Annotated in this window: 10 protein-coding genes; 8 read left to right on the top strand and 2 right to left on the bottom strand. The window is 60.1% G+C overall.

Features of this window, described 5'->3' with window-relative positions; all coding sequences use genetic code 11:
* Window positions 1-187: 187 nt before the first annotated feature.
* Both H8F23_RS16415 and H8F23_RS16410 read left to right on the top strand, forming a co-directional pair.
* A complete protein-coding gene (locus tag H8F23_RS16415) occupies window positions 188-1,843 on the top strand; it encodes a PqiB family protein (RefSeq protein ID WP_194935051.1) in 1,656 nt (551 codons plus the stop codon).
* A gap of 17 nt (window positions 1,844-1,860) precedes the next feature.
* Window positions 1,861-2,412, top strand: coding sequence for a PqiC family protein (locus H8F23_RS16410; RefSeq protein ID WP_194935050.1), 552 nt, complete (start codon window positions 1,861-1,863; stop codon window positions 2,410-2,412).
* Here H8F23_RS16410 and H8F23_RS16405 read toward each other — a convergent pair.
* A complete protein-coding gene (locus H8F23_RS16405) occupies window positions 2,370-3,674 on the bottom strand; it encodes a sensor histidine kinase (protein WP_194935049.1) in 1,305 nt (434 codons plus the stop codon). The genes H8F23_RS16410 and H8F23_RS16405 overlap by 43 nt on opposite strands.
* Window positions 3,675-4,067: 393 nt before the next feature.
* On the opposite strand from H8F23_RS16405, the gene pmrG reads away from it, so the two are divergent.
* From pmrG to H8F23_RS16375, 6 genes are all read left to right on the top strand, one after another.
* Entirely contained in the window at window positions 4,068-4,667 is a 600-nt protein-coding gene (pmrG, locus tag H8F23_RS16400) for a lipopolysaccharide core heptose(II)-phosphate phosphatase PmrG (RefSeq protein ID WP_194935048.1), read from the top strand.
* A gap of 63 nt (window positions 4,668-4,730) precedes the next feature.
* On the top strand, window positions 4,731-6,446 hold the full coding sequence (gene arnT / locus H8F23_RS16395) for a lipid IV(A) 4-amino-4-deoxy-L-arabinosyltransferase (RefSeq protein WP_194935047.1): 1,716 nt from the start codon (window positions 4,731-4,733) through the stop codon (window positions 6,444-6,446).
* On the top strand, window positions 6,443-7,960 hold the full coding sequence (locus tag H8F23_RS16390) for an ArnT family glycosyltransferase (protein WP_194935046.1): 1,518 nt from the start codon (window positions 6,443-6,445) through the stop codon (window positions 7,958-7,960). Before arnT ends, H8F23_RS16390 begins: the two co-directional genes overlap by 4 nt.
* A gap of 210 nt (window positions 7,961-8,170) precedes the next feature.
* Window positions 8,171-9,184 (top strand): iron ABC transporter substrate-binding protein, encoded by a 1,014-nt coding sequence (locus H8F23_RS16385; RefSeq protein ID WP_194935045.1) that lies wholly within the window; start codon window positions 8,171-8,173, stop codon window positions 9,182-9,184.
* Window positions 9,185-10,783 (top strand): ABC transporter permease, encoded by a 1,599-nt coding sequence (locus H8F23_RS16380; protein ID WP_194935044.1) that lies wholly within the window; start codon window positions 9,185-9,187, stop codon window positions 10,781-10,783. It abuts the gene before it with no gap.
* Entirely contained in the window at window positions 10,780-11,838 is a 1,059-nt protein-coding gene (locus H8F23_RS16375) for an ABC transporter ATP-binding protein (protein WP_194935043.1), read from the top strand. Before H8F23_RS16380 ends, H8F23_RS16375 begins: the two co-directional genes overlap by 4 nt.
* Here H8F23_RS16375 and H8F23_RS16370 read toward each other — a convergent pair whose 3' ends face one another.
* On the bottom strand, window positions 11,839-12,729 hold the full coding sequence (locus tag H8F23_RS16370; protein WP_049802099.1) for a site-specific integrase: 891 nt from the start codon (window positions 12,727-12,729) through the stop codon (window positions 11,839-11,841).
* Window positions 12,730-12,955 lie beyond the last annotated feature (226 nt).

The following is a 12,955-nucleotide window of genomic DNA, read 5'->3' as shown; positions in this document are numbered from 1 at the left end:
CTGCGATCTTTTGATCCTGAAAAAGCAAGATCAAAAGATCGCAGCCTCGTTTCACTCGACAGCTCATACATGGAAACTGCCAACGATGCGAGCTATACACATTTGCTCTATCGCCAAGCACTTCTATATTGATGAGGTGCTTTGGCGTTCCTGACGCTCAGTGCCCAATCAATCGAGGAGGACATGGATGAAGTCGTCAGCCACCGACGAGCCGCCAACACCAGGCCAAGCCCCAGTCAAAACCCGCCGTTTCAGCATTTCACTCGTCTGGATCGTGCCGATTGTGGCGGTGCTCGTGGGCATCTCGCTGGTGGTGCACAACGTGATGCAGGAAGGGCCGACGATCATCGTCAACTTCAAGACCGGCAGCGGCCTGACAGCCAACAAGACCGAGGTCAAATACCGCAACGTGGTCATCGGTCAGGTGACGGACGTCGAGTTGAGTAACGACCAGAAAAGTGTCGACGCCACCATCAAACTGTCCAAACAGGCGCAAACCTTCACGCGCGAAGACTCACAGTTCTGGGTGGTTCGCCCGCGCATTGGCGCCGGGGGCGTTTCGGGTATCGACACCCTGCTTTCCGGTGACTACATCGGCGCCGACGTCGGCCAGTCCGATAGCCGCGCAAAGAACTTCAAGGGTCTGGAAAATCCGCCGCCGATCACCTACGGCGAACCGGGCAAGCGCTTCATGCTGCATGCGCCGGATCTCGGTTCGCTGGACATCGGTTCTCCGGTTTATTACCGCAAGATTCCAGTCGGCCAGGTCGTCACCTATGCCCTCAGTCCCGAAGGCAAAGGGGTGGATATAGAGGTGTTCATTCACGCGCCGAACGACGCGTTCGTCACTGAAAATACCCGCTTCTGGAATGCCAGCGGCATCGACATCAATGTCGGTGCCAACGGCTTTGCCGTGAAGACCGAATCGCTGTCGACGATGCTGGTGGGCGGTATTGCGTTCCGTGCTCCGGATTACAGTCCCAACGATGTGGCCGCCGCTGATGACAAGGATTTCGAACTGTTCGCCGACCAGCAGAGTGCCCTTGCCCCGCCGAACGGCAAGGCGCAATACATGGTGCTGCGATTCGACCAGTCGCTGCGCGGACTCAAGGTCGATGCGCCGGTCGAGTTCCTCGGTATGGAAATCGGCCGGGTCGTGGGCATCAACCTGGATTTCGATGCGAAAAAACGCACTTTCCCGCTTAATGTCGGCATCGTCATTTACCCGCAGCGCCTCGGTCAGGCCTACAAAAAGATGCTCACCGAATTCAAGCACGACCCCAACGACGAAGCCGCCGGCATCCGCCTGCTGGGCACTTTCGTCGATAATGGCCTGCGTGCCCAGGCCCGCAGTGGCAACCTGCTGACCGGCCAGTTGTACGTGGCACTGGACTTCTTTCCGAAAGCGGAGAAAGTCGCGTTCGATCCAAGCGCTCGCCCGGTCGTTCTACCGACCGTTCCGGGCAGCCTCGAACAGTTGCAGGAAAAACTCGAAGCGATGGTCGACAAGCTCAACAAACTGCCGGTTGAACGGATTGCCGGTAACCTCGACAGCAATCTGGTCGAGCTGCGCAAAGGCCTGAGCCAGTTCAACGCCAAGACCCTGCCGGGTGTGCAAAGCACCCTCGCCGACGTCAGCAAGACCTTGCAGTCCGCCAGTTCGACCCTGGCCGAAGATTCGCCACAACGCGAGAAACTCACGGAAACCCTCGACGAACTCGGGCGGATGTCGCGCTCGCTGCGTGAACTGTCGGATTACCTGGGCCGGCATCCGGAATCGCTGATTCGCGGTCGTCCCGATAACGCCGCGCCGCTGGATCTGAAAGGGCCACCACGCAATTGAGCACAGGAGCTACCGCTATGGCTTTACCGCTGAAGATCACCGTGCTCGCTGCCGTGTTGCTGTTGGGCGCCTGCCGCAGCGACCCGATCAGCTTTCACACGCTGACCCCGGTACAACTGAGTAACAAGGGCGCCGGCGCGCAGATTCCGATCGAAGCCCTCAGCGTTCCGCCACAGGTCGACCGTGCGCAAATCGTCATTCGCCAAGGCAACAGCGGCCTGGCGATTCTGGAAACCGATTGGTGGGGCGCGACACTTGCCGATGAGCTGCGCGGAGCGCTGAGCGATCAATTGAGCAATACCGGCGGCCAGGGCGCTACCTCGGTACGCATCGAAGTGCAGCGCTTCGATTCGATTCCGGGGCAGTACGCCTTGATCGACGCCAAATGGCGACTGCGTCCATCAGGGGCGACCGAGAGTGGCCTGCTGACCTGCCGCTCGACCTTGCAAACACCTTCGGGCCCGAGCATCGATGAGCTGGTGACGGCCCAGCAGAACAACGTCAAACGCCTGGCTGCGGCAATCAGTCAGGCTGCCGGCAATCCGCGCGGCTGCCCGCCCGCGTCCTGAATCAGCGTCACAGTAAAGCGACAGCCATTCGGCTCACGGGTGGTGAGTTTCACCTGCCATTGTTGCTGGCTGCAGATCCGCTGCACCAGCGAAAGCCCCAAGCCGAGCCCTTCGCCGCGCTGTTCGTCACCGCGCACGAAGGGCTGGAACATTGCGTGGCGCTGTTCTTCCGGGATACCGATGCCGCTGTCTTCGACCACGAAGCTGTTTTCCTGCAAGGTCAGTCGCACAAAACCGTGGTCGGTGTAATGCCAGGCGTTGCGCAGCAGGTTGCCCATCACTGATTGCAGAAAGGTCAGGTTGAAGCGTCCGGCGCCGGCGTGCTGCGGATCGTAGACAAACTCCAGGCCTTTTTCGCGGATCAAGCGGCCCCACACCTCTGTCTGCGCATCGGCAATTTCCTTCAGTGTGCAGGTGGACTGCACGCGGACTTCTTCGGGTTTGCGCGCGAGCATCAGAAAGGTTTCGACCAATTGGCGCATCTCGTGGCTGGCCCGGGCAATCCGGCTGACTTGCGCCGTCGAGCGGGCATCAAGCGACGGATTCGCCAGCAGCAACTCACAGGACGTGCTCAGCACCATCAACGGCGTGCGCAGTTCATGGCTGACATCGCTGGTGAACAGTTTTTCCCGGCTCAAGGTGGCGCGCAGACGTCCCAACGTCTGATCGAACGACAGCGCCAGCTCGCCGACCTCATCAGCGGCGTAATCGGGATGCAACGGCGGCGCCACCTCGATGAGCTGATCGCGGTGGCGCACCTGTCGGGCCAGACGAATCACCGGCGCCATGACTCGTCGCGCCAACAAGCGGCCCAGAATAATCGCCAGAATCACGCTGAGGATGAACCCGACAATCACCACAATAAACAGCAGATGCTCACGCTGTTCGAGGCTTTCCTGATCGCGCAGCAGGACGTATTTGCGCCCGCCGACGGCTTCGACCATGGCGTAGAAAGCGTCACCGTGAAAAGTGATTTCCTGAAAGCCCAAGGGCAGCGCCGCCAGTTGCCGGGTCAGTGCCAACGGCCCCTGGCCGCCCTCGAAAAAAAACAATTCGCCCTTTTCCGGGACGTGGCTCCAGTGACTGATGTCATCCATTGCCAATAAACGGCGTAGACCTCCGCTTAGCGTGGTGGTGGTCAACTTGCGCTCGACCACGTGCACGGTGGCGACGATCCCCAACGCAAACACACCGGCCACAAGAGCACTCATCAGGGCGAACACGATCACGATCCGTTTTGTCAGGCTTTGCTTGAGATCCATGCGCTCGAACGACTCCTGAGTGTTTATCCCGCTAGCCCGGCGCTATGCCGTTGCGCGACAGCCTGAGCTTCACCGCAACGATGGAGACTTGTTAAGGCCCCTCGACAAACAAAAACAACAATTGAGTTTGTTTATCAAACAGGCGCTTTAGTTTGCCCGCAGCAACTTCTGGCAATTTTTTCACATGTTCTTCACCGCGCCCCGACGACCTTGAACGTAGTGTTCAGCCAGCATTCAAGTAAACAGTCGTAAAGTTGCTCGCTGCCCAAGCCTTGCGTTGCACTGAATGAACTATCTGGCGTTTAAAGAGGCAACATTGTGGCGCAATTATTTCAGTTGAAACATTTATTTCGGTACCGGCGTACGCCGCGCTTTCGGCTATGGATTGCACTCGTGTGTGTCATCGCCCTGGCGATTCTGGTCAGTGGTTTTGTCTGGTGGCCACGCTCACCGACCGACCTCGATCATGCCGGGCACAGCACCACCGCTCAATGGATAAAAGCCTGGCGGGCCGGTGAAGTCGTTGCGCTGGTGCGACACACCGAACGTTGCGATCGTTCGAGCAATACCTGCCTGGGCCCGGCGGATGGCATCACCGAAGTAGGCAGCCGCGCGGCGCAAGCGGTCGGTCAAGGCTTCGTCAGACTGGGCATGCAGCAGGCCGTGGTGTTGAGCAGCCCGTTGACCCGCACGGCGCAAACCGCGCATTACATGTTCGGCCACGACGCCAGCGCCGAAGACTGGCTGGCCACCTGTGGCCCGACACTTCGCGATGACATCGTCGCGCGCAAAGTGGCGCAGCAGAATCTTGTACTGGTCACGCACAGCGGCTGTATCAGTGACTTTGAAAAACAGACCGGTTTTCCTCACGCGATTGCCGCCGAGTATGGCAGTACCTTACTTGTACGAATTAATGACCGGAAACAACTTACAGTGCTGGGCATTATCAATTCACCGTTCTGGCAGACATTAGACGTTACATATAAACAATGAAAAAACCGCCACGGCTTCTAGTGTTTTAAGCCAAGTACTATTTATTCGCCCCAAGGCCCAGTCATGACGTCCGATACCCCTCCGTTGCGCCACGCTGCCCGTCATTTGATGCAACCTCCCTCGCTGATCGAACGCTGGGCGATCCCTGGGTTGATCCTGGCGTTTGTGCTGTTTTATCTGTTGCCGCTGATGAGCCACGGTTTGTGGATTCCCGACGAAACCCGTTACGGCCAGATCAGCCAGGAAATGCTGCTGAGCGGCAACTGGGTCGCGCCGCATTTCATGGGCATTCGCTATTTCGAGAAACCGATTGCCGGGTACTGGATGATCGCCATCGGCCAGGCGATTTTCGGCGACAACCTGTTCGGTGTGCGCATCGCTTCGGCGGTGAGTACGGGCGTCAGCGTCTGGCTCGCCTATCTGTTGGCACGCAGGCTCTGGAACAACCCGCGGATCAGCGCGGCATGCGCCTTGCTGTACATGAGTTTTGGCCTGATCGCCGGTCAGGCAGGCTACGCCAACCTTGATCCGCAGTTCACCTTGTGGGTCAACCTCAGTCTGGTAGCGGTGTGGTTTGCCATCGACAGCACCACCCCCAAGGCCCGTCTCGGCAGTTGGGCATTGCTCGGCGCCGCTTGCGGCATGGGCCTGATGACCAAAGGCTTTCTCGCCCTGCTGCTGCCGGTGCTGATCGCCCTGCCCTACATGATCTGGCAACGCCGTTTCAGCGAACTGCTGCGCTACGGCCCGGTAGCGGTGCTGGCGGCCGCATTGGTCAGCGTGCCGTGGGCACTGGCGGTACACGTGCGCGAGCCGGACTTCTGGCGGTTTTTCTTCTGGCATGAACACATTCGCCGTTTCGCCGCTGGCGATGATGCCCAGCATGCACGGCCGTGGTGGTTCTATCTGCCGTTGCTGTTTGCTTCGACGTTGCCATGGGCGCTGTTATTGCCGTCGACGCTGATTCGTACCTGGCGTGAAAAACGCGAGGCCAAAACCGCGTTTCTGGCGCTGTGGTTTGTGCTGCCGCTGATCTTTTTCAGTCTGAGCAGCGGCAAGCTGCCGACCTACATCATGCCGTGCCTGTTTCCTCTGGCCCTGCTGATGGGCTGCACCGTGGTCAACTGGCTGGAGCAGCGCAACACGCAGGTTCTGCGCCTGAACGGCGTGATCAATACCGTAATGGGCAGCGTTGCCCTGATTGCGCTGATCTACCTGCAAGCGAGCAAGGAACTCTACGAAAACACCGAGATGTTCAGCCTGTCGCTGGTGTATATCGTGCTGATCGGCTGGATCATCGCCAATGCCCTGCAAGTCATGCGGCCGCTGACGATGTGGGCCATGCCGGCGCTCGGCATCGGTCTGCTGATCGCCTTGCTGCCTGCCGCGATGCCGGCGCAAATCGTCGACAGCAAGATGCCCGACCAGTTTATTGCCGAGCATCAACAGGCCTTGAGCGAAGCGTCCTCGCTGTTGAGTAATGACCTTGGCGCCGCGTCGGCCTTGGCCTGGCGCCTGAAGCGGCCGCAAGTGGATCTGTTCAATACCGTCGGTGAACTGAAATACGGCCTCGACGATCCGGCCATGGCTGCCCGCAAGGTCGGTCTGGATGATGTCGGCCAATGGATGACCGAAGCGCGCAAAAAAGGCTCGGTGGCGGTGGTGATGCGCGTCAACAGCACCCAGGAAGCGCAGGAAATCGAGCTGTTGCCGGCTGACGGCAAGCATTACCAGCGCGGCAATCTGCAGATCTACATTTTCGCCAAGCGCCAGCCATGACCGCAACGGCCAAAGAACGCAGGGCGTTATGGATTCTTCTCGCAGCGACTGCGCTGATGTTGCTGCTTGGGCTGGGCAGCCGCGAACTCTGGGGCGCGGAAACCCGCTGGGCCAATATCGCGTTGCAGATGCTGCAAAGCGGTGATTACTTCGACCCGTATCTCAAGGGCGATCCGTACTACGACAAACCATTGCTGTCGTACTGGCTGATCACCGCGACGTCCTGGCTGACCGGAGGCCTGGGGCCGTGGTCATTGCGCTTGTCGTCGGTCATTTCGGCGTGGTTCAGCGTATGGCTGGTATACCTGCTGGGCGAGCAATTGTTTCGCAAAGGCACCGGACTGATTGCCGGATGGATGTTGGCGACCACATTCTATTTCGTCTTCTGGGCGCGGGTCGCGACGGCCGACATCCTCACCGTCTGCGGTGTTCTCGCGGCGGTGTGGTGGTATTGGCGTGGGCCGGATGACACCCGGCTCTGGCGTTATGGGGTGTTTTTTTGCCTGTTGGCGCTGACATCACTGTTCAAGGGCCTGATCGGTTTCATCCTGCCGGGGCTGCTGCTGTTGCCGCATCTGCTGCAAGACGGACGCTGGAAACGCCATCTCAACCTGCGCCTGTGCGCCGCGCTGCTGATCGCCGGGGCGTTCTATGGATTGCCGTTCCTGCTCTCGCATGTCTACGGATCCCCTGACTATCGGCAAAGCGGTCTGGAACTGGTGTTGCGGGAAAACGTCGTGCGGTTTTTCCAGCCGTTCGACAACATCGGCCCGATCTACACCTATTTGTTGTACCTGCCGGTCTACACCCTGCCGTGGGCGCCGTGCTGGATCATCGCCCTGTGGGTGGCACTGCGAAACTGGCGAAACATTGAGCCGGACACCCGCTGGCTGATTCAGGGGCTCGGCCTGTTGCTGCTGTTTTTCACCGCCAGCGGCAGCCGACGCAGCTATTACGTGTTGCCTCTGGTGCCGTTCACGCAACTGCTCGGTGCGTGGTGGATTACCCGGCGGATGGCCGCGCGCAACCTTCAAGGGCGTGGCTTGCACGTCGGCTTTGCGATCGCCACGGCGATCATGGTCGGCGTGCTCGGCGTGTTGTATCCGTGGACCAACAGCGGAGGCGGCGTGATCCGTTTCGGTGAAACGGTACGCGAACAGGCCAGCCAGCAGGCACCGTTGAGTCAGTGGCGTATGGTCATGATCGAGGTCGACAACAAAGTCCCGATGTACCTGCAAACCGGCGGTGCGCCCTTCTACTACGTGCCGGAAACTGCGGACTTTCCGCGTACCGGCAACAGCGCGGCGTTATTAGCCTGGCTGGAACGCGTCAGCGGTCAGCACTGGGACGCGCAACGCACCATCTTTGTTGCCCAGTACCGCAGTGGTGATCCGCTGCCACTCGACTACCTGAGCGCCGATCACCGGGTCATCAGCACCACGCCAACCCGCGGCGAACAAGTGTTCCATGGCCGCGCCGACCAGAGCGTCGCCTACATCCCCAATCCCTCCTGAATAACTGACGCGGAATGACGCACGGCACCCGTGCGTCACCGAGTCGCTGCTAATCTGAATGGCAATGACATGTATTAACGGTTTGTTTGACGTTTTTTTCTCATTTGCCTCTCTACATTGCCTGCGGCTGAATATCTGCAAATCATTCGCATTGAAGTCCGCCCGCGAATGCCTGCCCATAACGTCTAAAAAATCAGGAGCGTTACCGTTATGAATCCAAAGGTCCCGTCCTTTCTGAAACGCGCATTGCTGGTCAGCGCCCTGCTCAGTGCCGGTCAGGCGTTTGCCGCTGACAGCGTCGGCCTGCTGGTCTACAACGCCCAGCATGAAAGCCTGACCAAAGCCTGGGTGGCCGGTTTTACTGAAGAGACCGGGATTCCGGTGACGATTCGCAATGGCGATGACACCGAAATGGGCAACCAGATCGTGCAGGAAGGCGCGGCCTCGCCGGCAGACGTGTTCCTCACCGAAAACTCACCGGCGATGGTGTTGGTCGACAACGCCAAACTGCTCGCCCCGATTGCACCCGCCACACAGCAACAAGTGGACGCGGCGTACCGCCCGGCTCATGGCCAATGGATCGGTATCGCCGCGCGTTCGACGGTGTTCGTCTACAACCCGGCGAAAATCGCGGAAAAAGACCTGCCGAAATCCCTGCTCGACCTGGCTAAACCGGAGTGGAAAGGCCGCTGGGCCGCCTCACCCGCCGGCGCCGATTTCCAGGCCATCGTCGCGGCGGTACTGGAGCAGAAAGGCGAAGCGGCTACCCTCGACTGGCTCAAAGGCATGAAAGCCAACGCCAGCGTGTACCGCGGCAACAGCGCCGTGCTCAAAGCGGTGAACGCCGGGCAGATCGACAGCGGCGTGATCTACCACTATTACAGCTTCGTCGATCAGTCCAAGACCGGCGAAAACAGCCAGAACACCAAGCTCTACTACTTCAAGCACCAGGATCCGGGCGCGTTTGTCAGCACTTCCGGCGCGGGCGTACTGGCCTCCAGCAAACACCAGGAAGAGGCGCAAAAATTCGTCAAATACATCACTGGCAAAGAAGGTCAGGAGATTCTCCACAGCGGCACCTCGTTTGAGTACGCGGTCGGCAAAGACGCGCCGTCCAACCCGAAACTGACGCCGTTGAAGGATCTCGACGCGCCTACAGTCGATGCGTCGAAACTCGATAGCAAGAAAGCCGTCGAGCTGATGACCCAGGCGGGAATCCTGTAAGTGCTCCCCGAAACCCTTCCTGCGCAGGTCGCAGCGACGGCCTCCGCGAACCTTAGACTTAAACCCCGCGCCCTCACCGGTCGCGGGGGTTCGTGGGTGGTTGCGCTGGCGATCGGTGTTTCATTACTGTCGCTACTGCCGATCGCGTTTGTCCTCGGCGTGTCGTGGGCCACCGGTTGGGCAACCATCGAAGCCTTGGTGTTTCGTCCACGGGTGGCGGAACTGCTGATCAACACCGTGTTGCTGGTGTTGATCACCTTGCCGCTGTGCATTCTGCTCGGCACCGCACTGGCATGGCTGACCGAACGCACCGATCTGCCCGGTCGACGCCTATGGTCATTGCTGGCCGTGGCGCCACTGGCGATACCGGCGTTCGTGCATAGCTATGCGTGGGTCAGCCTGATTCCATCGATTCACGGTTTATCGGCCGGCGTGCTGGTGTCGGTGATCGCCTATTTTCCGTTTCTCTACTTGCCGATTGCCGCGACCTTGCGCCGACTTGATCCGGCGATCGAAGACGTCGCCGAATCCCTCGGTCTCAAGCCCAGGGCGGTGTTTTTCCGGGTGGTGTTGCCGCAGTTGCGCCTGGCGATTTGTGGCGGTGCGTTGCTGGTCGGGCTGCATTTGCTGGCCGAATATGGCCTGTACGCGATGATTCGTTTCGACACGTTCACCACGGCGATTTTCGATCAGTTCAAATCGACCTTCAACGGCCCGGCAGCGAACATGCTGGCGGGCGTTCTGGCGTTATGCTGCCTGGCGATGCTCACCGTTGAATCCGCCGCCCGGGGCAAGGCGCGCTATGCGCGCGTGGGTTCCGGCAGTGCCCGCGAACAACGCACGGTTCGGCTCGGTCGTGGCAGCGTGATCCTCGGGCTCGGTCTGCAAGTGCTGACCTGCCTGCTCGCCCTCGGCGTGCCGCTGCTGACATTGAGTCGCTGGTTGATCGCCGGTGGCTGGGACGTGTGGGGCGGCGACGAACTGTTGCCCGCGCTGCTGCAAACCCTGTCGTTTGGCGTCGCCGGTGCGCTGTTGACCAGTCTGGCGGCGATTCCGATTGCCTGGCTGTCAATCCGCGCGCCGGGCAAGTTGCAGCGCCTGCTCGAAGGCTGCAACTACATCACCAGTTCGCTGCCGGGGATTGTCGTGGCGCTGGCACTGGTCACCGTGACCATCCATTTCGCCCGGCCGATCTACCAGACCACCATCACCGTGTTGCTCGCTTATCTGCTGATGTTCCTGCCCCGCGCATTGGTCAGCCTGCGTGCCGGTTTTGCCCAGGCGCCAGTAGAACTGGAGAACATTGCGCAAAGCCTCGGCCGATCGCCCCTGCGCGCCTTGTGGCTGATCACCTTGCGCCTCGCGGCGCCGGGCGCTGCCGCCGGAGCCGCGCTGGTGTTTCTGGCGATCACCAATGAACTGACCGCGACCTTGCTGCTCGCGCCCAACGGCACCCGTACGCTGGCCACTGGCTTCTGGGCGATGACCAGCGAAATCGATTACGCCGCCGCCGCGCCTTACGCACTGTTGATGGTGCTGCTTTCGCTGCCGCTGACGGCCCTCCTCTATCACCAATCCAGGCGCACCGCTGGCCGATGAACGCACTCGAACTGATCTCCCTGAACAAGTCCTTTGGCGCGCAGAAAGCGCTGGATGACATCTGCCTGTCAGTGCCGACCGGCAGCCGCACGGTGATTGTCGGCCCGTCCGGCTCCGGCAAAACCACGCTGTTGCGGATAATTGCCGGGTTTGAATTCCCCGACGCCGGCAGCCTGACCCTCAACGGTCAGGTGCTGGTCGACAGCACCCATGCGGTGCCCGCCTACCAACGGCAGATCGGCTATGTTCCGCAGGACGGCGCGTTGTTTCCGCACATGACCGTCGCCGCCAATATCGGGTTCGGCCTGGCACTGACCGGCGCGGCCAGACACGAGCGGATCAAGGAGCTGATGGACAGCGTCGCGCTGGACGCCAACATGGCCGAGCGTTGGCCCCATGAACTGTCCGGCGGCCAGCAGCAACGGGTGTCCCTCGCTCGGGCCCTCGCGCAGCAGCCACGGCTGATGCTGCTCGATGAGCCCTTCTCCGCCCTCGACACCGGCCTGCGCAGCGCCATGCGCAAAATGGTCGCGCGCTTGCTTGAGGACACTGGCGTCACCACGATTCTGGTGACCCACGATCAGGGCGAAGCGCTGTCCTTTGCCGATCAGTTGGCAGTGATGCGCGGTGGGCGGCTGGTGCAGTCCGGGCATCCGATGGACCTTTACCGCTTTCCCCGCGACGAGCAGACCGCACATTTTCTCGGCGAAGCCGTAGTGATGCCGGCACGGATCGAATCCGGTCTGGCCCACTGCGATCTCGGTCAAGTGCCGGTGAACAGCAACGGTTTCATTGGCGACGCGCAGATCATGCTCAGGCCCGAGCAGTTGCAGTTGTCCGGCGCCGTAGTCGGCACACAAGGCTGCCCCGCCGTGGTCACTGAGCGCGATTTTGCCGGCAACACCTGCACCCTCACCGTCGAACTGCGCTCGCCGATCACTCAGGATCCCGGGCGGTCGCTGCTGGTGCGCAGCTCCGGCATGCACGCGCCGCCTGCTGGCAGCGACGTGCAGTTATCGGTGCTCGGTGCGGCGCATCTGTTCGCCGCGTCCTGATTACAGATCGAAGCGATCCACCGCACGCCGCCGCTCGTTGTCATCACGCACATCGTAGTTGGCGGTGGTCTGGATGTTGCTGTGGTGCGCGAGTTTCTGCGCGATCGACAGATCATGTTCCTCGATGACCCGCGTGATAAACGAGCGACGGAAATCGTGCGGCATGATCTTCACCCCGACCTGCGTGCCGCGCTGACGGGCGATGTAGTAAATCGCGTGTTTGGTGATGCGCTCGCGGGTGATATGACTGCCGCGCCGGATGCGGTTGAACAGAAAGGCATCGTCGCGCTCGCCTTCCTTGAGCTGCGAGCGGCGCAGTTCCAGCCAGGCATCAAGTTTGGCGAATGCCCAGGCCGGCGCGTACTTGATCAGCTGTTTATTGCCTTTGCCGGTGACGGTCAGGCTGCGCTCAGTGAAGTCGACCTGATTCAAGTCCAGGTCCACCGACTCCGATTTGCGCATGCCGGTGCCGTACAACAACGCAATCACCGCGGCGTCGCGCAGGCCCTGAGGGCGTGGATCGGCGGCGCAGACTTCCATCAATTCGTGGATCAAGGTGCGCTTCAAGTTGCGCCCCTGGGACAAGCGCGTGCCGGCAATGGCTTTGACCGAACGCATTTTCAACAAATGATCCTGACTGATCAGGCTCATGCGCCAGGCTTCATTCATCACGCCGCGCACGGCATTCACATAAAGCGAAGAAGTGTTTGGCGCATAGTTGTCTTCGCGCAAAGCGGCGACCAGCGCAACAACATCTTCAGGTTGTAACGCATGCCAGGGAATATCCTCGACATTCATGTCTTCAAAGCCGAGGCGGTCGGCCGCATCCTGCAAAACGTAGCGCATGGTCAGCTGGCTGGAGGGAGCCAGGCGCGCCAGATACAGGGTCATCGGATTGGTTTGGCGGGTTTGCAGCGGTACAACGGACAAGTCAGTCAAACGTAAAGGCCTTGAGTAAAAACAATTCAACACACCAACTAATAACTGCAACATTCCCAGTGTAAGGGGAACACTTCTGTAGGACTTTTCTACTAAAAATGACGATAAGCGGCAGAAGTCTGAACAGTGGCTGTATAGGGTTCAGATAAACGATTCGCCGACCGGTTTTTCATGTTCC

The organism is Pseudomonas neuropathica, from assembly GCF_015461835.1.
In the GTDB taxonomy this organism is placed as follows: Bacteria; Pseudomonadota; Gammaproteobacteria; order Pseudomonadales; family Pseudomonadaceae; genus Aquipseudomonas; species Aquipseudomonas neuropathica.
This window is presented reverse-complemented; position numbering and strand designations above follow the sequence as displayed.

What these genes read in the sequence shown, in the direction of transcription:
- H8F23_RS16415 (WP_194935051.1), top strand. Translation starts at nt 188, where the DNA reads ATGAAGTCGTCAGCCACCGACGAGCCGCCAACACCAGGCCAAGCCCCA.
- H8F23_RS16410 (WP_194935050.1), top strand. Translation starts at nt 1,861, where the DNA reads ATGGCTTTACCGCTGAAGATCACCGTGCTCGCTGCCGTGTTGCTGTTG.
- H8F23_RS16405 (WP_194935049.1), bottom strand. Translation starts at nt 3,674, where the DNA reads ATGGATCTCAAGCAAAGCCTGACAAAACGGATCGTGATCGTGTTCGCC.
- arnT (WP_194935047.1), top strand. Translation starts at nt 4,731, where the DNA reads ATGACGTCCGATACCCCTCCGTTGCGCCACGCTGCCCGTCATTTGATG.
- H8F23_RS16390 (WP_194935046.1), top strand. Translation starts at nt 6,443, where the DNA reads ATGACCGCAACGGCCAAAGAACGCAGGGCGTTATGGATTCTTCTCGCA.
- H8F23_RS16385 (WP_194935045.1), top strand. Translation starts at nt 8,171, where the DNA reads ATGAATCCAAAGGTCCCGTCCTTTCTGAAACGCGCATTGCTGGTCAGC.
- H8F23_RS16375 (WP_194935043.1), top strand. Translation starts at nt 10,780, where the DNA reads ATGAACGCACTCGAACTGATCTCCCTGAACAAGTCCTTTGGCGCGCAG.
- H8F23_RS16370 (WP_049802099.1), bottom strand. Translation starts at nt 12,729, where the DNA reads ATGACCCTGTATCTGGCGCGCCTGGCTCCCTCCAGCCAGCTGACCATG.